Source organism: Pseudomonas sp. LTJR-52, assembly GCF_003691465.1.
GTDB classification, from domain to species: domain Bacteria; phylum Pseudomonadota; class Gammaproteobacteria; order Pseudomonadales; family Pseudomonadaceae; genus Chryseomonas; species Chryseomonas luteola.
This window is the reverse complement of record NZ_CP033105.1, coordinates 5,129,815-5,149,237: the sequence shown is the minus strand read 5'-3', so window position 1 is coordinate 5,149,237 and position 19,423 is coordinate 5,129,815. Positions and strand designations below refer to the sequence as shown.

The window sequence follows — 19,423 nt, the reverse complement described above, 5'->3', positions numbered from 1 at the left end:
ATCCGAGCACCTAGGCGTCAAGTCGGACGATTACGTTGTCGGAGGCGCTTTAGCGAGGATTCTATGGTCGCGGCTGAAGCCCTTCCTGCAAGAGCGCAGACATCATCAGCTTGTATGATTTCAAAGCCAAGTAGATAACCTGAGCTTCGCAAAGCCCGGCAGCCATGGTGTTGGACTTCGTCGTAAGTTCTTAGCGCCAACCCTCTCGACCCACACTTACAAGCCAGTTGACCGCTGATAGGTATTTACAGCGGACCGCCAGCTATCGTCTTGCCCAGGCCGGCAAGGATGCCTTCGCCAGTTTCCTGGACAAGCTCGGCGTACCAGCTGCGGGTGAGCGCCGGGTCATGGCCATGGGTGGTCTCGGCGCGCTTGCGGGCGCGGCTGACGATGCTGCCGACCCGCTCGACTCGTGCGGCATCGTAGGCCGGCAGAGCCTGATGAAGGTCGTTGCCGTGTTCAGTCAGGCAGCAGGCCAACACCCAGGCGTCCTCCATAGCCTGGCAGCCACCCTGCCCCAGATCGGGCGCCATGGCATGGGCGGCATCGCCCAACAGAACGACGCGTTTATTAATCAAGGTTTTCAGCGGCTCGGTGTCATGAATCTCGACCCGAGCGATACCAGCCGGGTCCAACCGCTCGATCAGACGCTGAACGGGGGCCGCCCAGCCGGCGAAATGCTCGGTTAGTTCGTTGCGATAACGGCTGCGATCGTTAGGCGTACCGGCCGGCAAAGGCACGTCGAAAAAGAAATAGAACTCATCGCCACCCATCGGCATCAGCGAAACCCGTTGGTGATCGCCCACGTATTGTGCCCATTCATGTGGCTCGCCCAGGTCCGGGCTGATCGCCACCCGGCCATTCCAGTTCACGTAACCACAGTAGTTCCGCGAGACAGCTCGGTTCACGACAAAATTCCGCAACTTCGAATGAGTGCCGTCAGCAGCGATCAAGAGATCGGCACGTTCGCGGCGGCCATCGGACAACAAGACTTCGACACCGTCGGCATGCTGCTCGACGGCCTCGCAACTCACGCCTAGCGAAACCCGCTCAGGGCCTGCCGCGTCCAACAGGATGCGTTGCAATGCTGCCCGGGCGATGGGCCGCGCCGGCTGCCCTACGTCTCGATATAAGGGTTCGAGACTGAAATGAGTCAGCAGGTTTCCTTCGCGATTGCGGTAGCTCATGCTACGCATATCACCGCTGACCGCCGCGATATCCGGCCCCAACCCCAGCGCCTCCAAGACCTTCACCCCGTTAGGCCAGACGGAAATAGCCGCCCCGACGGGCGCCAGCTCCGCTGCACGCTCATACAGGCGAACCCGATGCCCGGCTCGTTGCAGGGCAATCGCGGCGGTCAGCCCACCCATGCCGGCGCCAATGATAATGATGTCGAGCGTTTGCATAGGAAATCCCTAGATGAAGGCTAAAGGAAGAAACAGGCTTAGGCTCAAGCAAAAACCTGACCACTCAGTCAGCATTCGTCTACTGGCGCAACGCTACATTGATCCCGATCACGAAGGCCGCTCTCGATATCGCAGACCACGAAGCAAACGCCTGCCAAGCACATGTGAACCACGCACTCGATCAGCGCATCCAGCGTATGCATTGCCCTCTTCAAGGGCAGCGGATCAGCTTCCCCGATACATCGAATAACTATAGGGCGAAACCAGCAAGGGGACGTGATAGTGCTCGTCCGGCGAGGCGACACCAAAGCGCAGGACGACCTGATCAAGGAAGGCAGGCTCGGCAAGCGGCGCACCCTGCGAGCGAAAATAGTCACCCACGTGGAAGGTGAACTCATACACGCCAGCCTCCAGCGCATCGCCTTCGAGCAAAGGTGCATCACAGCGGCCGTTCGCATTGGTGCGTACGTCGCTCACGGGAACACGTTGCGTGCCAGCGAGGCGAACCAGTTCAATACGGATATTGCTGCCGGGGCGGCCATTAGCGGCATCCAGCACATGTGTAGTCAAACGTCCCATCGCATCATCGGCATCAGTGGATGCCGCTCCTCTGGTAGTTGAGTCTCGGCTCATGAGCAGGCCTCTTGCGTAGGGCGGGATTCATCCCGCCCTACATCAATTTCGGATCGTGAGCAGGCTCTAAGATAAGTAGTACATTACTTTTGCCTTGTACACGATAGGTGCCTGGGAATATTTCCTGACCACTTAGGCAGGTTTCTTGCTACAGGAGCCTTAGCCGTACCGCACGGTAACACGTTCGACGACCCAGCTCCTCTCGCTGGGGCAGCTCTGCTAAGGAACCTGTTTGTGAATAGCGTCTACCCGCGTAACCTTATTGGATATGGCCAGACCCCACCTCATGCTCATTGGCCGGACAACTCCCGCATCGCCCTGTCCTTTGTACTCAATTATGAAGAAGGTGGAGAACGATGCATTCTTCACGGGGACAGGGAATCAGAGGCGTTTCTATCCGAGATGGTTTCGGCGCAGCCCCTTGCAGGAGTGCGCAACATGAGCATGGAGTCGCTCTATGAATACGGTAGCCGCGCGGGGGTATGGCGCATCCTAGAACTGTTCAAGCGCCACAATGTTCCACTTACCATTTTTGCCGTAGCCATGGCCGCTCAACGTCACCCTGAGGTCATCCGCATGATGGTTGAAGCTGGACACGAAATCTGCAGTCACGGCTATCGCTGGATAGACTACCAATACGTAGACGAAGCGGATGAACGTGAGCAGATGCAGAAAGCCATCAGCCTGTTGACTGAGCTTACAGGCCAGCGTCCGTTAGGCTGGTATACCGGGCGCACCAGCCCCAATACCCGTCGGCTGGTCATGGAGGAAGGCGGATTCCTTTATGATTCGGACACCTACGACGATGACCTACCCTATTGGGAACGCTCTCCGGCAGGCAAGCCGCATCTGGTCATACCCTACACGCTCGACACCAACGACATGCGTTTTACCCAGGCGCAGGGTTTTCATACGTCGGAACAGTTTTTTCAATACCTTAAAGATGCCTTCGATGTACTTTATGAAGAAGGCGCCACCTCGCCCAAAATGCTATCCGTCGGCCTACATTGCCGCGTCATAGGACGTCCAGCACGCCTGGCCGGCCTCAAGCGCTTTTTAGAATATGCGCAAGGCCATTCGGGCGTCTGGTTTGCACGCCGTGTCGACATTGCACGACACTGGCATGAACACCATCCGATGGATCCTGCTGCATGAGTCATTTCAAAACCCTGACGCCAAGTACCCTAGATCGCGCTGAATTTATGTCGGTGTTTGGCAACATCTATGAGCACTCACCCTGGGTAGCGGAGCGGGTATACGATCAAGGCATCGACAACCACCTAGACCAGATCGAAAACCTTCATGCGCAGATGAGCGCTGCCCTTCTGGAGGCCAATCGTGACGAGCAACAGGCATTAATCAATGCTCATCCTGATCTCGCCGGCAAGGCGGCGTTAAGGGGTGAATTGACCCGTGCCAGCAGCGCCGAACAAGCTGGCGCAGGTCTGGACCAATGTACACCAGAAGAGCTGCTCCGGTTTACGGTACTCAACGAAACCTACAAAGCCAAATTTGGCTTTCCATTCATCATGGCCGTCAAGGGCAGCAATCGTCATCTGATTCTTCAGGCATTCGAGGAACGTATACGTCATACGCCTGAACAGGAATTTGCCTGCGCGCTCTCCGAGATAAACAAGATCGCTCTCTTCCGACTCCAGCAACTATGAGCCACTTATGAAAAGAACGTATAACGCTCCGTTCGAAAAGTACTTGAATCTGGCCGATGCGCGTCTGGGAACCCGCATCATCCACGTCACGGATGACTGGTTCGCTGAGGCCAATCGCATGCTGCAGCCCCATGAGCCCGAGTGGAAAGAAGGCGTTTATGACGACAATGGCAAATGGATGGATGGTTGGGAATCACGGCGTAAGCGCTTCGAAGGATACGATCATGCGGTCATCCGCCTGGGTGTGCCCGGCCTCATTAAAGGGGTCGATATCGATACCCGTTATTTCACTGGCAATTACCCACCCTCTGCCTCTGTAGAGGCCTGCTTTTCGCCCCATGGCGATCCAGACGCGGACACTCAATGGATCGAAGTGCTGCCTGCCGTAGAGCTGCAAGGCAACAGTCACCATTACCATGCGCTCGATGATGAGCGCCCTTGGACGCACCTGCGCCTGAATATCTACCCAGACGGCGGTGTGGCTCGCCTGCGCGTTTATGGCATTCCTTATCATGAATGGTCCAGGCAGGACACCACAGAAGTGCTCGATCTTGCTGCAGCGCTGAACGGAGGTCGCGCCCTAGCCTGCAATGACGAGCACTACGGCCGCATGAGTAATATCCTCAACCCAGGCCGGGCAGAAAATATGTCGGATGGCTGGGAAACCGCTCGCCGTCGCACGCCAGGCAATGACTGGGTTATCGTCGCACTAGGCCATCCTGGAGAAGTCGAGCGCATCGTGGTCGATACGCTGCATTTCAAAGGCAACTACCCAGACAGCTGCTCTATCCAAGCCGCCTATGTTCAAGGCGGCACCGACAGCCAGATCGAAACGCAAAGCCTTTATTGGCGCGACCTGTTGCCCTCACAAAAGCTGCACATGCATCAGGAGCATGAGTTTGTTGAAGAGATTAAACCACTGGGGGCCATTACCCATGTACGCCTGAATATCTTTCCGGACGGCGGCGTCAGCCGTCTACGTCTGTTTGGCCGTATAACCAGGAAATGACCATGCGTCAGACAGTCAGGCCTTATCCTCTTACCCAAGAAGCGTTTGCTCCGTTCGGCGATGTCATCGAGACCGCCGGGCGTGACCACTACCTTATCAATAATGGCTCGACCCAACGCTTCCACCGTCTGGCCGATGTTGATACAGGCCCGAATGACGGAAAGGCCATTATCAGCATCTTTCGCGCCCAGGCATTGGAGCTCCCGCTACGCATTCGCATGCTGGAGCGCCATCCCTTGGGAAGCCAGGCGTTTGTCCCGCTCAAAGGCAAGCCTTTTCTGGTCGTGGTCGCGCCCGCCGGTGATACGCCTAGTCCCCACGCCATCAGAGCCTTCATTGCCAACGGAGAACAAGGCATTAATTATCACCGAGGCGTCTGGCATCACCCTGTCTTGGCACTCTCGGATATCGACGACTTTCTGATCGTTGACCGAAGCGGCATAGCCAATAACTGTGATGAACACTATTTTGCCGATACGGTAGAACTCTGGTTAGAGACAAACCATTAATGCATCGGCAGCCAGTCAGTCGATAGCCCTCGACTGGCCGTCACCAGGTCGACATACCGCTTGGTTATACTGATAGCTTTGGCCAGTGATCGCGACATGCAAAAACTCAGATGGATGCTGTTTGGCTCAGGGCTAACCCTGGTAGTGCTGGGCACTCTTCCTGTGGTTTGACAAGGAACAGATGTCTCCATTGATACAATCCACTCACACGCCCCTACCCGTCAAAAATCCAGGCAGCCTTTACGCCACGGTACAATCGCAACAGATGCCACTTACCGCTACAGGTGATTTCGCTCAGGTAGAAGGCATCATTCACGAACGCTGTACGGGCTGTCATTCCAGTCAACCCACCAGCCCCTTGTTTAGCTGAGCAGCTCACCACCCTTATCGTTGCTGTTAGTCATAAACATACCCGTTTGCCTATCCCTCATCCTAAGGGGGAACGGTGTCCTGTCTTTCATGGGGCTCGTTCAGTAGTCGTCTTTGGTATAGCTATTTTTTGAGGTGCCCATTTCGATGGTCATGGCGCGTCGCATGACCGTCATCCCATGATTGAGCGTAATGACCTCCTGCTGGTGCAGGTAGAGCAGGACGTGCTCTACGGCTTTTCGCCGCTGCGCAGCTGACACTTCGCTTTTTAGATAGAGGTCCTTTTCAATCAGCGAAACCAGCTCACCAAACGTGGTTTCTACCAGGTGATCCTTTCTTCGCTCGCCAGGTGGCAGCTTGCTGATAAAGAAATCCAGCATTAGGGTGGAGATGACTCGGCGTTTATACCCCAGTTTTTCCAGCTACACGGGCGGCAGCACCCTCCTGGCTATCGTGCCGATGCATGAGCCATGCAGTATCCTCGGCAGACAACGAGCCAAACGGCTTGACCCTGCTGCCCTGCCTGGGTAGGAGCTTGTCCAGATGTCCGTGCCAGCGCGCCGGGTTCTCTCCTTCCCTCAACTTTCTGGCCTTGGCCGCATCGAGGGGCAGCTCAATACGGTTTCGCAAGCGACTAGTCGTACAGGAGTCGTGCTCCAGATAGGATCCAATACCTCCAACCAACTTCTGCGAAAGTCATGGGGCCGATAAGGCGTGCCTGGTAAGAGAGTGCTGCCATTGCTGGGAGTGTTTAGTCGCCTATCTTAAGCTAAGTCTTGATGCCTATTTGGGGAGCCTGATATCAACTGCAATTAAGCAGTTCTGTGAATCAGCAAGTCGATTCGGTCAAAGGTTCAGCTAACCCAATCCGTTGGTGATACAGCGGTTAGGCCACCGCCCTGCCCTTCTTCTCTTCACAGTCTCAGAGCATGAATATGGTTACGTTTACATACTTAGCTAGGTTAGCTAAGCTAGGTTAGCTAACCCTGTATATCGAGGTCTATCATGACTCCAGAAACTGTAAACATTCACGATGCTAAAACCAACTTGTCCAAGATTATCGACGAGGTAGTTAGTACAGGTGTAGAACAGATTATTGCCAAAGCTGGTCGGCCAATGGTTAAGGTGATCCCTTACACTGAAACGCCTCAAAAGCGCATTGGAATGCTGGATGGTATGTATCCGTCTGTGCCAGCCGATATTGATGCGCAATTCAAAGACGATATTGAGGCAATGTTCAACGTATGACCCTTATCGTCGACACGCACCTTTTACTGTGGGCCTGCTTTGACAGCACTAAATTGCCAAAGCAGGCTCTACCACTCCTGACAGGACCTGGCCTGCTGTACTTTAGTGCCGCTAGCATTTGGGAGATCGGTATCAAGCGTGCATTAAACAAGCCAGACTTTCCTTACGATCCAGCAGTAACACGAACAGCGCTAATGGGTGCGGGTTACCAAGAGCTACCGATTAGCTCCAGTCACAGTATTACTGCTGCCGCGCTGCCATCGCACCACAACGACCCATTCGACAGATTGCTGATTGGCCAAGCTATTGAGGAGGGCATGTTTCTACTAACATGCGACCACATATTGACTAAGTATCAGGCGCCGATTCGCTACCTGGGTTAACCCTTTCAATCGAAGCCTTTTGTAAAAGATTCGCATCAGTAACCACTACAAAGCGACCCCGTAGTTTATTAACCATTGCGTCTTGAGTACATGGACTGGTTAAAAGTGCCTAGCTTCAGCATTTGGCCGTTAAGGGCTTGAGAAAGGATACCTTACAGCCTGAGTGTGCAAATACATGGAAAGCTAGGCATGTCCCAAATGGCAGATCCGTATCTAACCCTAACCCGCTTCCAATTGGCGTTACAGGACAGGCATGTTGAGGTCGAACGCGGTCGCGTTTATCCAGCTCTGATGATGCACCATGACGCGCCAAAGCCTGCCACTGCACGTTTTACCTATGCACTGTCTGAATGTGGCGCTATAAGCTGGCCAAAGATAACGGCTATGGCAGTTTATATGACGAGCAATCCAATTGAGCGCGAGTATTGTTTCAATCGTGGTTATGCCGTACATGAGGAGTAACGAGGCAAGGCCTTGACAAAGCAGGTTGTTAGTTACGCCTTGCAGAACTGATCAGAAGGTTCAAGGGCAGGACTCCAGCCTTTTGCATTGAAGCAATTGTAACTAGAGCTGACGAAGCTTCTAATGCCATTGCCTCGCGATTCATTAACACTAAGACACGCATTGTGCTGCTAGATTACTATTCAAGAGTAACCTATTATAGGCACTTATATCGATATGAAAGTTGGTGAGTTTGGGGCTATGGCTATATTCGTGCTTATATTCTGCATTCCAAACAGCCGACAACTGTAGGGCAAAGTGGTATTGATAGAGGTCGACAGCTGTCGCTTTATCGCTCTAGCGGAAGGTGATGACAGTCGAGAAAGCTAGTCCACTCCTGCTTCAGCCCCTCCTCTTTTCCAGCAAATCCCCGCGGTTATAGGCGGCTTCCGCCTTGCTGTCCAGCGTATGAGCCAGCGCCATCTCGCAGATCTCTCGCGGGTAATTCGTGGTCTCCGCCAACCATGTCCGAAAGATTGCCCGATAGCTATGTATGGTCAGAAAGTGATCCTTTAGGGTATCTAACTATGCTGATACCGCGCAGCGGTAAAACTACGATGCTGGACGGCTCCAATCTAGCGGAATCGACGATAGTATAATTCTCATTACCGTCACTTCGACTCGGGAATGCCTGGGCTAGACAGGAAGGAAATTATGACATGCTGTTTTATGCGTCAGACGCGCTCAGCGTGTTATCCGTCAATTGACGCCTAATAATAGTTGGGCTGCAAGAGCAACGGAGTGGCTGATGGAAGTGACAATCATGAAGTTCCCTGAAACACGAATTGCCGTAGCCGAGCATCGCGGTCCTCCCGAGCTCGAATATGAAACATCCAAAAGGCTTATCGAGTGGCGAATAGCCAACCGCATTTCGTCCGCAAACCACCGTACGTACGGTGTGCATTACACTGACCCGCACTCAGTTGCTCCGGCAGAACATCGCGTGGATTTCTGTGTGTCCTACGACCAAACGGTTCAGCCGAACCCGCAAGGCATTATCAATAAGATCATTCCAGCGAATCGTTGTGCGATGGCGCGGCACGTGGGCTCTAGGCGATTTAATGCCGCTGCCCTTCACCTCTATTGCGAATGGTTGCCGAAAAGTGGCGAGCAGCTCGGCACATATCCGATCTTCTTTCACTACGTGAACGTCGGGCCAAATGTGCAAGAGCATGAGATGATCACGGATGTGTACTTACCCCTCAGCTGACCAAGTCATGGCATTGTGGCCCAACAAGTTGCTGCAGGTGACGTGCGAATACGCACGCGCCTGAGCAGTGGCGTTATAAGCCGTGAGGGCTCCATGAAATATCAGTACCGAGTCACGAAGTATGACCCCGCGAACAGGAACGAGCTTGGGCACTACACCAAGAACGAATGAACAGCGTTCTGCGATATTGGAAAAGAATTCGCCGACGGGGTATTAACGTCAGAAGAATATGAAAAAGTAGAGAGCAGATATATAGAAGCCATATTTTCATTTATGGCGTGTATGCAGCTGGATTCACTCCAGCTTTCTACGGTATGGAATGGCTACAAATACAAAGAATTCGGATTGCAATTAAAAAATGGTGCCGCATACTCGGGCGAAAAACTTAAGCGGGTAATTCAGCTCACCCTCAGAGAAAAAATCGGGTGCCATTTGGTCTCCGAATCTTCAATGTTTGTACATTTCGGCTACGACTACTATATGTACATTGGAACCACCAATGACTGTATCTCAGCTGTTGAAAGGGTCCGAAACAATGGCATGTTCTCTGAAGATTTCGGATCCCCATACGGGGCGTCCGAGTAGCTTATAACAATCGGTATATGGACTCTCCCCACAAGCAGTGAGGATAGCTTTTTCGATCCTGTCGTCAGCGCGGTTGCATTCGTATATCCGGCCTTTACTGGGCACTGCCCTGGCCATTCTGTAGTTCGCGCAGCAGGGGCCAAGCGTTCAAGCGATCACAAAGATCATCATTGTTATCGACCTTGCTCTGCTGCAGGACTCGCCTGTTCCGACAGTCTCGCTTCTCACCACAACCACTAGAAACTCACTTCATTGTTAGCCTCGCCGTCAGGCAGGCTTTGTGCTTTGCCAGTTACCGCTGAACCGTCGCTCATGGCACCACACCGCCCAGCAGATCCTTACCAGCTTGTTGGCTAATGCCACGGCGGCCTTGTTATGGCCGATGCGTTCAGCGGTGTCCAAGGCCCAACGCTGCAGATGAGTCAGCCGCTCAGGTGTTCGCGCCTTGCAGCGTTTAGCTGCCAATAATGCGGCTCGCGCACCATGAATCAGCAAAGTGCGGACGTAGACGTTGCCTTTGCAACTGATCCGTCCAAGCTTGCGACGTTCCCCACTGCTGTATTCGTTCGGCGTCATGCCCAGCCAGGCGCTGAGGTGTCGGCCGCTGGCGAAACGTTCAGGCTTGCCAACGGCGGTCTTCAACGCACTGGCTGTCAGCAGGCCAATGCCACTGACTTCGTCGAGCTTATGGACTATTTCGTCATCGGCATGCCAGCGTGCCAGTTGCTCCTCGCACTCGCGCATCGACTGTTCATAGAGGTTGACTTCAGCCAGCACTACTTGCAGCGCACCGCGCAAGGCGCGCACTTCGGCCCGCTCGATCAGCTCGCACGCCTGGCGCAGAAAGGGCTTGATGCCATTCGGTGCGTCAACCCCTGCTTCACGCAGGATGCCGCGCAACAGGTTGATGCGTTGAACACGGGATTTCTTCCAACCCTCGCGCAGCTTGTGGAGTTGCTGCACCTGCTGTTGCTGCATACTCTTGACCGGAACCGGGCGGATTTCCTGGCAGCGCGCTGCTTCCAGCTCGCTTGACTAAATTAGCCTGCATGGCAAGCGGCACAGACCGTACCTTGATCATCACCGCACTGCTTGATGTTGCACAGGCAGTAGTGGGGATTAAACGTGCTGGAGAGATCGTAGGTTTTGCCTTGCTGCGCCCGTTTGGGCGAGGTATGGCTATTGGACCACTAGTAGCTGAGAAAAAGACACAAACCAAAGCACTTATTGCCACTTTGCTAACCCAGGCGGCGGGCCAGTACATTCGGTTGGACGTTACCCAGCAAAGCGGACTTGGCTCGTGGCTAACCGAATGCGGTATATCCCAGGTAGATAGCGTGGCGCAGATGGCTAAGGGAAGGCCCCCCCAAGCACAGGGCGGAGTAACTCAAACGGCACTGGCCACGCAGGCTCTTTGCTAATCCAACCGTAATATCAAGGTTATGAGAAGGAGAATCTGCTTCTGCTTGGTACACCCGCCTCATTAGCGGTGTAGTCAGGCTCGAAGCCTGCTGATATAGGCTCCGGGCCTAGGCGTTAGGTCCTGGAAAGAAGCGTTTGGGTGGGTTAAAAAGAGCGGTGGCTGTTTGTGCCATTGCTTGAGGATAAAACCAATCGATGTTTGGCCTTTTAAAGCGCGTACTGGACGAGCGCTTTTAAAGGCCCACAGATAATCCTTTAGATGATCGTGCAGCTGTTTAAGCAAGGCATAGTCAAAGGCCTTGGTAGTGGCTTGCTTTATCGTGCGGTTCATACGCTTAACTTGGCCATTGATGCTGGCATGAAAGAGCTTGGTTAGCCGATGCTCGATGCCGTGCTGATGGCTGACCGCATCGAAAGGATGAGCGTAGTAGCGCTCTGTACCGATCCTCCTGGCAAACCCGATGGCTCTCTCAGTCAGTACCGTATGTAGTTTAAAGGGTAACGTTTTGAGTGTGACTTCCAGAAAGCTGACGGCATTCTTGCGTTTTATTTACTCATGCAGTTCGGCATACAAAAACTTCGACGTGCGATCGCCACGAACAGATAGGCCTGTCCTTCTGCGATATCCATCTCTGTGATATCGATACGCAAATAACCCAACGAGTAACGTTTGAAGGTCTTCTTCTCACGTACCGGCTCAGCTGAGCGTGACAGGTTGCTGATGCCGTGTCGCTGGAAGAGCCAATGCAGACTGGAGCGTTAAAGCCTGGGTATAAAGCGCTGCAAGGCATACAGACAATCGTCCAGAGGCAGCAACGTCTTCTGCCGAAACGCGATGGCAGCTGCCTCTTTAGCAGGGTCAGGAAGGTCGAATGCGGATCTCGAGGCCCCATAGGCTGATCTTCAACCGAGTCGCGTTTTCGCCATTTAATCACTGTTTTCGGATTTAAGTTGTAGCGCTTGCTCAACGTCGCGATCGAATCCTGCTACGCTTGCATTCTACTCGGATAACGTGCGTGGGCGTGGCAAGTGTGTAGAACTTGAGCCATGGATCCTCCTCCGATAGAGGGCTATACCACAAACCCTTTCTCCCCTGGGACCAAATACCTATGCTATTGCCAAAGCACCTAGAGAGCGCTAAGTGCCATGCATTAGCGCTCATGGAAAACGCCCCGACTACGAATAACTGTTAGGGTATGGAAGAGTACCTAGACGGAACCCTTTACCATCGCTGGTGAACATATTGTGCAATCTTGGTTGTGTAGAGTTCATGAAGTACAGTCATTGCTTCATCTGACAAGGGTTCCAGCTGACTCGCTTTGGTATTGGTAGTAGCCTGCTCGGCATTTTTAGCCCCAGGAATAACGGACGTTACAGCTTCTTCCATTAGGATCCATTTCAATGCCAACTGCGACATTGTTAAGCCCTCCGGAACTAAACGGCGTATCTGCTCGACGGCCTCTAGCGCCACCTCATAAGGCACGCCAGCAAACGTTTCACCTTTGTCAAAGGCCTCGCCATTTCGGTTGAAAGCACGATGGTCTTCTGAGTCAAAAACTGTTGTTGTTTTCATCTTTCCGGTCAATAAACCAGATGCCAGCGGAACACGAGCTATAACGGCTACACCGCGTTTTTTTGCTTCTTGTAAGAATAATGTATTGGGTCTCTGACGGAAGATATTGTAGATAATCTGGACCGAGGCAACGCTTGGATATTCGATAGCCTTTAGACCTTCCTCTACTTTTTCCACTGAAACACCGTAATGTTGAATTTTGCCGCTAGCGACAAGAGACTCCATCGCTTCAAACACTTCTGGTCGGTAAAAAACCTCTGTTGGTGGGCAATGAAGTTGTACTAGATCAAGGCGCTCGCACTGCAGGTTTTTCAAGGAGCGATCTACGAAGCGGCTTAAGTTATTTAATGAATACCCATCTGCCGTATGAGGCTCTAAACGGCGCCCCATTTTTGTCGCCACAAAAGGTTTTTCGCCCCCTCTTTCCTTTAGAACACTAGCAATAATTCGTTCTGAACGGCCATCTCCATAAACGTCAGCCGTGTCGATGAACGTTGTTCCGGAGTCCAACGCCGCGTGTAATGCCGCACGGGCATCAGCTTCTGAGACATTGCCCCAAGAGCCGCCAATAGCCCATGCACCAAAGCCTATTTCTGAGATACTTATACCGGTACGTCCAAAAGGTCTGAGCTTCATCATGTTCTCCCTATTCATGGCATTAATTGCCCGCCGTTAACTTCAATGATCTGACCAGTGACGTAACCAGACAGCGTTTCTGAAGCAAGGAAAAGAAATGCACCAACACATTCCTCTGGGATGCCTCCCCGCCCCATAGGTATCGTTATACGCTGGGAGGCTAAGACATTAGGGGGGGTATATCGGTCATGGAAGGCAGTTTCGATAAGTCCTGGCGACACGGCGTTAACACGGATTCCATCGCTCACGAACTCTTTTGCTTGGCCTCGAGTTAGATTACTGACAAAAGCCTTCGCTGCGGCATATAGCACGGCGCCATTACCGCCACCGTTTCTTGCTGCTATAGAAGTTGTATTAATAACAAATCCTCCTCCGGCAGCTTTAAGATGAGTATGTGCTGCGATAGTGGCCTCCCATACTGACTTTGCGTTCAAAGCCATTACCTGCTCGTAATGCTCTAGCCCTATTTCGGTACTATGAATACGTCCAAGCATGCCACCTGCGTTATTGATAAGACCATCTAAGCCTCCAAGAAGCTTTGCTGCCTCTTCAACAAGACGGGTTGCTGTGCCAGATTGGCTTAAGTCACCTTGGAGAATATGAATATGGTCAGGGGCTTCGGTACGTAGAGCAGACGCTGCGTTACTGCTCTCGTTGTAATGCGCAACCACACGAGCCCCTTGTGCTACGAAACCTTTTACTACGGCTGCACCAATCCCAGTTGATCCTCCTGTTACAAGAATTCGTTTATCTTTCAGGTCATTTATGTGGATTTTTCGAAAATCAATCAAAGAATCACCCTCTTTGTTGTTTTATTGGCTCTGAACTAAAGACATCTTGGCGTTTGTAGAGGATCAAGTGTGATATTTTCAGCTGAATCAGGATCACTAATTCAGTGAATGACATTCATCCATGGCCCGCTTTGACCGTACTGACCTTGCAGATTTGCAATTATTTTTAAACGTTTCTCGTAGACGAAGTTTTAAAGTGGCAGCGATCGAGCTTGGCTTGACGCCCTCTGCAGTAAGTCATGCCATGCGTCGGCTAGAAGAACGTCTAGGAGCTAAGCTACTTAATAGAAGCTCACGTGCAGTTTCGCTAACTGACACCGGCCTTGAATTAGCCAAACACCTAGAGGAAGGCTTCGACCGTATTGGCCTAGCGCTTGATACAATAGGTAAGCCTGGATATGCTCGATTTGGAGAACTAAGAATTAATGTCTTTGCAGATGCGGCTCATTTACTGATAACACCAGCTCTTTCTGAGTTTGCGAAGCAATGCCCCAACGTTCGTTTGACAGTGGTAGTTGAAGATAGACCAATTGATATAGTCGAGGAAGGCTATGATGCAGGAATACGCTATGGAGACTACATTCCGGAAGATATGGTCGCTATACCATTGAGTGGCCCTCACCGATGGGTGGTTGTTGCATCTCCTTCATATATACAAATGCATGGGCAACCCAATAGCCCTTCAGATCTTATGAACCACAACTGCCTTCAGCTACTTCTTGGCGATAATTCAAGCTATCGATGGGAGTTTGGGCAGGGAGCTTCAGAACAGAGAATTCAGGTTCCTGGGCTGATTACCATAAACGATACTGCTACTACCATTGCCGCTGCTGAGTCCGGTATTGGCCTTGCGTATTTGTTAGAGGCTCGTATCAAGAAAGAGCTGGAGGAGGGGAAACTGAAAGTTGTATTAGAGAATTACTCTTCAGCTGGAGCACCATTTCATATTTATTATAGCGGTCGTCGTCACACTCATCCGGCTCTTCATATTTTAATTAATATAGTTAGATCCCAAAATAATCTAGCCGCAATATTCTAGTCTTGAAGTGTAGTTTTTATCCTAGCAGATGTCTGTTCTATAGGGCGACGCTGGCTTGGAGTGGCATGTACCTAGCGGAGATAGACAGGCCGGCTCATCATTGAGCTATCCAGTTGCTGTCCAACGTTTACTGATAAAGTGCTTCCCAAGTGGACTGGTCCCTAGAAGACAGGATACCGGCACCCTGTAATTTTTTACCGCCTTTCATACGCCTGAACTCCCGAAAATCGATAGTTCCAGGCGCTGTGTGGATGCTGCTCGCTGTAATACCTGAAGGCCATCACTAAGCTATGTAACGCCATCTCCTGGCTTGGTCGCGGCATATAGGCACAGAATTACGTTTGGTGGTCTTCATAAAGCTCTAGACCTGCAGGCTGCATACCGACGTAGTTACCGGCCATAGTTCAATCTGCTGCGCAAAGAGTCGCATCTGTTCTGCGACATACGCTGATCCATTGCAAGTTCGCCTAGTTGATGGCTGCTCAGTTGAACAGGGCTAGCTTCAAAGCTGGCTTTGCAGAATTCAAAAGGTATCCACCCGAATGTTGTGATCGTATAGTCTTCCGCCGCGAAGTCGCGCCAGTTGGTTTAGCTCACCCTCTGATGTTCTTAGAAAAAACGTACGTTAACTACTCGCTTTACTTCTCTCTACAGTAACGAAAATTCCTTATTCCTACCGAAAAACCATCATCCACCATCCTCATCAAGCACTGAACTCCTTCCTTTAGATCGCAGTCCACTTCAAATCTTTTCCTGACACATCGGAGTTCCCATGAAACCCTATATCGTTTGCCATATGATGTCCTCCCTAGACGGCCACGCGCTGACTGATGGGTGGGATCGTGCATTCAAGAAAGCCGCTGGAGATTTGTATGAAAAGCTTGCGCAGACGTTCGAATTTGATGCGTGGATCTGTGGACGCGTGACAATGCAGGAAATCGCTCACGATGAGGGATATCCGACAGGACTTGCAAAATCATCAATTCCACGCACCCATCATATCGTCGAGCGAAGTGCAGAAACGTATGCGGTATCAATTGACCCGCAGGGTAAAGTAGGATGGAAGAGCAGTCAGGCGTTGGGTTCACACGTGGTTGAGGTGTTGACCGAGGCGGTGGCAGACGACTATCTGGCGTATCTGCAGTCGATCGGCGTGTCGTACATCTTTGCGGGCAAGACCGAGATCGACTTGCAACAGGTCATTACTATCCTGGCGGAAGAGCTGAACTGCAAGCGGCTGATCGTCGAGGGCGGCCCGCATGTCAGCGGCTCATTTATCAATGCCGGCTTGGTGGACGAGGTCAGTGTGTTGGTTTTGCCGCTGGTGGACGGCCGTGGTGAACATCCTGCGTCATTCGAGGTGGCGTCGTCGGCCTGGAAACAACCTGCACATCTGCAGCTTACTTCTGCTGAGGTGCAAGAAGGCGGAGCTGTCTGGCTGCGCTATCAGAAGGCCTGATATGTAGTGGTCTACTGATTCCGGACACCGATTTAGGCGAGTATGCTCGCCATAGAGTGGTGGCTGATGACCAAGCAACGTCGTTCTTTTTCCACCGAATTCAAACGCGAGGCCGCAGGCCTCGTGCTCAATCAAGGCTATAGCCATATCGAAGCCAGCCGCTCGCTTGGGGCGGTCGAGTCCGCGTTGCGTCGCTGGGTTAGTCAACTCCAGCAGGAGCGCAACGGCGTTACTCCGCAGAGCAAGGCAATGACGCCTGAGCAGCAGAAAATATAGGAACTGGAAGCTCGAATCGCTCGCCTTGAACGGGAGAGATCTATTTTAAAAAAGCTACCTCGCTCTTCATATTGGAAGAGCACGAGCGCACGCGCTGATTGATCAGCTGAGCGCCCAAGAGCCGGTCGATTAGCTTTGCACAGTCTTTGATATTACTCGCTCGTGTTACTACTCCCACCGCCTCAGGCGCCGAGCTCCGGACGTTGAGCGGCTTCGGTTGCGTAGTCGGCTCAACGAACTGTTTACGCAAAGTCGAAGCGCCACCGGTAGCCGTAGCATCATGTCGATGATGCAGGAAGACGGTGAGCAAATCGGGCGGTTCAAGGTGCGAGGCCTGATGCGGGAACTGGAATTGGTTAGCAAACAACCTGGATCACGTGCCTATAAACAAGCGACGGTTGAGCGGCCTGACATTCCAAACATCTTGAATCGAGAGTTTGAGGTGCCGGCGCCGAATCAGGTCTGGTGTGGCGACATCGCCTACATCTGGGTTCAAGGGAAATGGCATTACCTAGCTGTCGTTCTGGACCTCTATACACGACGAACTGTGGGTTGGGCGCTGTCAAATAAGCCGTATGCTAATCTGATCATCAAGGCGCTGGATATGGCTTACGAACAACGGGGCAGACCTCAAGGGCTGCTGTTTCACTCGGATCAGGGCTCGCAATATAGCAGTCGCCAGTTTCGCCAACGACTCTGGCGTTACCGCATGCGCCAAAGCATGACCCGTCGTGGAAACTGCTGGACTAATGCGCCAATGGAGCGTGTGTTTCGCAGCTTGAAAACTGAATGGATACCGACTGTGGGCTACATGACAGCTCAAGAAGCGCGCCGCGACATCAGTCATTACCTGACGCATCGGTACAACTGGATTAGGCCGCACCAATTCAATAATGGACTGGCCCCCGCTCAGGCCGAGAAAAAACTTAACGTCGTGTCCGAGATTAGTTGACCACTACATCGAAACGCTTATGTAACCAAAGAAGCGGATCACAGTCAGGCTGAGGTAGGCAGCAGCGTGCTAGCGACAGAACTCATTAGCACCTAAAACGGTGATGAAGTGTTGTTAAGCCATATCAGCCAATGCTATTTAGAAAAAACAATAATACTAAAGGACATAAATTATGGATCTTCGGCAGCTACGTAGTTTCGTTGTGCTTGCACAGACACTAGATTTCGGTCTAGCTGCTCAGCAGCTCAGCATCACGAAACCGCCGTTGAGTCGCCAAATCGCAGCCCTAGAAGAGTCCCTCGGAACGCCTTTGTTTATCCGTAACTTTCGTTCTCTAGCGTTGACCCCTGCCGGAAAAAGCTTTCTTGCAAGTACGACCCGGTTGTTGGCTGACATAGATGCCGCTATACAAAAGGCACAAGCGACTGCATTAGGGGAGCGAGGCGAACTTCGAATTAGTTTTACAATGTATTCAGCATGGTACGTATTGCCTGAGCTTGTTGCAGTATTTGCTAAATTGCGCCCAGATATAGCGATAATCCTTGACGAGACTCTTCCTAATAATATGTATCAAGCGCTTATAACAGGGGATGTCGATATAGGAATTAGCTTTCCACTACAACTTACCCATTCGTTGTGCTACAAGATCCTATATCGAGAACCTCTTTGTGCAGTGTTGCCTAATCATCATTCCTTAGCTTCTGAGCTGCGCATATCAGTAGGCGATTTGGCTTCAGATCATTTTGTGGCATTTACGAACTCTACTGCGCCAAGATTGCATGAAACAGTGTCCGCTTGCTGTCGTCAATACAATTTTGAACCCCTTATCAAGGTCGAAGCGCACTTGCAGCAGAACATTATCGATCTTGTCGCTAAAGGTATCGGTGTGGCCCTAGTACCAGACTCTATGAGGAAGATAAAAGTTCCTGGAGCTGTGTTTCTACCTCTGATTGAGTCGCCTGTAATCGAACAGGGCATCTATTGGAATCCAAAAAATAAGAATCCTTGTCTGCCTCACTTAATAAGCTATCTCAGTGACATACATAAGAATTAGAAGAGCTAGCTGGTGATTTTGTGTTAGATGATAAATTTAACACCTATGCGTTCATTGATAGCTTCTGGTCTTGCAGAATCAACATCTGCCTTTGACCCATGCTTGTCATAACCTTGGCAAGCTTGAGCACCGCTCCTCATCAGGACATACCTAAGCGAATATAGGCTTAGGTTAGATTAACCATACTGTTTAACCTGGATGGTCGTAGCTAAACTCAATAAATGAAATGCCGTAATTATGGGTTGGCGAAACCCCGATTGTCATGTGCCATGAACTGCAAAAGATGCCTATTGGTGGATGCTAGCGTATCGATATTCGCACCCTCAACCTGCGTCCAGTAGACTTAGCAAGGCAAGGTGCGTCCGCTTAACCTACCCTTGGCTTGGCTAGAGTTGACACAAATATACTCGGATGTTCAGCTCATACATCGTCCGGCGCAAAACGCGTGTCGCTCCGGCTGGCCTGCACTTGCTTGTGGTTATTATTATGAAAGACGGTTGATTCATCACTGTGAAATGCTACCGACTTGTCATATCGCCTAAGATAGGTACGTATTGCTAATATAGCTAAAGTTGACTCGACTTGGTTTGATTTACTGAGCGTCAAGTGTGGGTAAGAAACGGCTAGAGTTCGACTGAGGTTACTGCTGCGACGGTAGACGCCTATACCGCCTGAAGATGACCCAGGCGGTATATGCTAAC

17 protein-coding genes and 2 pseudogenes are annotated in these 19,423 nt (G+C 51.6%); 12 read left to right on the top strand and 7 right to left on the bottom strand.

Annotation, left to right across the window (positions count from 1 at the left end; translation table 11 throughout):
* Positions 1 to 245 precede the first annotated feature (245 nt).
* Together hpxO and uraH are read right to left on the bottom strand one after the other, a co-directional pair.
* On the bottom strand, positions 246 to 1,406 hold the full coding sequence (gene hpxO / locus EAW52_RS23775) for an FAD-dependent urate hydroxylase HpxO (protein ID WP_122044333.1): 1,161 nt from the start codon (positions 1,404 to 1,406) through the stop codon (positions 246 to 248).
* A gap of 225 nt (positions 1,407 to 1,631) precedes the next feature.
* Positions 1,632 to 1,985, bottom strand: a complete 354-nt coding sequence (gene uraH, locus EAW52_RS23770) for a hydroxyisourate hydrolase (protein ID WP_073450490.1) — start codon at positions 1,983 to 1,985, stop codon at positions 1,632 to 1,634.
* A 288-nt stretch (positions 1,986 to 2,273) separates the two neighbouring features.
* Between uraH and puuE the strand changes: the two genes are divergently transcribed.
* The 4 genes from puuE to EAW52_RS23750 are packed head-to-tail and all read left to right on the top strand — an operon-like array spanning position 2,274 to position 5,224.
* Entirely contained in the window at positions 2,274 to 3,194 is a 921-nt protein-coding gene (gene puuE / locus EAW52_RS23765) for an allantoinase PuuE (RefSeq protein WP_122044332.1), read from the top strand.
* On the top strand, positions 3,191 to 3,706 hold the full coding sequence (gene uraD, locus EAW52_RS23760; RefSeq protein WP_122044331.1) for a 2-oxo-4-hydroxy-4-carboxy-5-ureidoimidazoline decarboxylase: 516 nt from the start codon (positions 3,191 to 3,193) through the stop codon (positions 3,704 to 3,706). Before puuE ends, uraD begins: the two co-directional genes overlap by 4 nt.
* Positions 3,707 to 3,713: 7 nt before the next feature.
* Positions 3,714 to 4,715, top strand: coding sequence for an allantoicase (gene alc / locus EAW52_RS23755; protein WP_122044330.1), 1,002 nt, complete (start codon positions 3,714 to 3,716; stop codon positions 4,713 to 4,715).
* A 2-nt stretch (positions 4,716 to 4,717) separates the two neighbouring features.
* Positions 4,718 to 5,224 carry an ureidoglycolate lyase gene (locus EAW52_RS23750; protein ID WP_122044329.1) on the top strand — a complete coding sequence of 169 codons (507 nt, stop codon included), beginning with the start codon at positions 4,718 to 4,720 and terminating at the stop codon, positions 5,222 to 5,224.
* 470 nt (positions 5,225 to 5,694) lie between these two features.
* Here the strand turns inward: EAW52_RS23750 and EAW52_RS23745 are convergent, their stop codons facing one another.
* On the bottom strand, positions 5,695 to 5,973 hold the full coding sequence (locus EAW52_RS23745) for a hypothetical protein (protein ID WP_122044328.1): 279 nt from the start codon (positions 5,971 to 5,973) through the stop codon (positions 5,695 to 5,697).
* Positions 5,974 to 5,995: 22 nt separating this feature from the next.
* Positions 5,996 to 6,223 (bottom strand): hypothetical protein, encoded by a 228-nt coding sequence (locus EAW52_RS26200; protein ID WP_177411922.1) that lies wholly within the window; start codon positions 6,221 to 6,223, stop codon positions 5,996 to 5,998.
* 375 nt (positions 6,224 to 6,598) lie between these two features.
* Here EAW52_RS26200 and EAW52_RS23735 point away from each other — a divergent pair, with 375 nt between their 5' ends.
* The 3 genes from EAW52_RS23735 to EAW52_RS23715 all read left to right on the top strand — a co-directional run bounded on the left by EAW52_RS23735 (position 6,599) and on the right by EAW52_RS23715 (position 8,935).
* Positions 6,599 to 6,841, top strand: a complete 243-nt coding sequence (locus EAW52_RS23735) for a type II toxin-antitoxin system Phd/YefM family antitoxin (protein ID WP_073450484.1) — start codon at positions 6,599 to 6,601, stop codon at positions 6,839 to 6,841.
* On the top strand, positions 6,838 to 7,224 hold the full coding sequence (locus tag EAW52_RS23730; RefSeq protein WP_122044327.1) for a type II toxin-antitoxin system VapC family toxin: 387 nt from the start codon (positions 6,838 to 6,840) through the stop codon (positions 7,222 to 7,224). The genes EAW52_RS23735 and EAW52_RS23730 overlap by 4 nt, the downstream gene beginning before the upstream one ends.
* A gap of 1,249 nt (positions 7,225 to 8,473) precedes the next feature.
* Complete coding sequence (locus tag EAW52_RS23715; protein ID WP_122044325.1) at positions 8,474 to 8,935, top strand: GyrI-like domain-containing protein; 462 nt, start codon at positions 8,474 to 8,476, stop codon at positions 8,933 to 8,935.
* Positions 8,936 to 9,787: 852 nt separating this feature from the next.
* Here the strand turns inward: EAW52_RS23715 and EAW52_RS23705 are convergent.
* Positions 9,788 to 10,546: pseudogene (locus tag EAW52_RS23705) on the bottom strand (IS110 family transposase); the annotation flags it as partial.
* Positions 10,547 to 10,569: 23 nt separating this feature from the next.
* On the opposite strand from EAW52_RS23705, the gene EAW52_RS23700 reads away from it, so the two are divergent.
* Positions 10,570 to 10,941: a hypothetical protein gene (locus EAW52_RS23700; protein WP_122044323.1), complete on the top strand. Its 372-nt coding sequence runs from the start codon at positions 10,570 to 10,572 to the stop codon at positions 10,939 to 10,941.
* A gap of 1,223 nt (positions 10,942 to 12,164) precedes the next feature.
* Here EAW52_RS23700 and EAW52_RS23690 read toward each other — a convergent pair.
* Both EAW52_RS23690 and EAW52_RS23685 read right to left on the bottom strand, forming a co-directional pair.
* The gene (locus EAW52_RS23690) at positions 12,165 to 13,154 is read right to left on the bottom strand and encodes an aldo/keto reductase (protein ID WP_256680674.1); all 990 of its coding nucleotides are present in this window, start codon (positions 13,152 to 13,154) and stop codon (positions 12,165 to 12,167) included.
* 11 nt (positions 13,155 to 13,165) lie between these two features.
* The gene (locus EAW52_RS23685) at positions 13,166 to 13,942 is read right to left on the bottom strand and encodes an SDR family NAD(P)-dependent oxidoreductase (RefSeq protein ID WP_122044322.1); all 777 of its coding nucleotides are present in this window, start codon (positions 13,940 to 13,942) and stop codon (positions 13,166 to 13,168) included.
* 121 nt (positions 13,943 to 14,063) lie between these two features.
* On the opposite strand from EAW52_RS23685, the gene EAW52_RS23680 reads away from it, so the two are divergent.
* From EAW52_RS23680 to EAW52_RS23665, 4 genes and pseudogenes are all read left to right on the top strand, one after another.
* Positions 14,064 to 14,981, top strand: coding sequence for a LysR family transcriptional regulator (locus EAW52_RS23680; protein WP_122044321.1), 918 nt, complete (start codon positions 14,064 to 14,066; stop codon positions 14,979 to 14,981).
* A 772-nt stretch (positions 14,982 to 15,753) separates the two neighbouring features.
* The gene (locus EAW52_RS23675) at positions 15,754 to 16,440 is read left to right on the top strand and encodes a dihydrofolate reductase family protein (protein ID WP_122044320.1); all 687 of its coding nucleotides are present in this window, start codon (positions 15,754 to 15,756) and stop codon (positions 16,438 to 16,440) included.
* Between the two features lie 66 nt (positions 16,441 to 16,506).
* Positions 16,507 to 17,668 (top strand): annotated as a pseudogene (locus EAW52_RS23670) (IS3 family transposase).
* A gap of 172 nt (positions 17,669 to 17,840) precedes the next feature.
* A complete protein-coding gene (locus tag EAW52_RS23665) occupies positions 17,841 to 18,722 on the top strand; it encodes a LysR substrate-binding domain-containing protein (RefSeq protein ID WP_122044319.1) in 882 nt (293 codons plus the stop codon).
* Positions 18,723 to 19,423 lie beyond the last annotated feature (701 nt).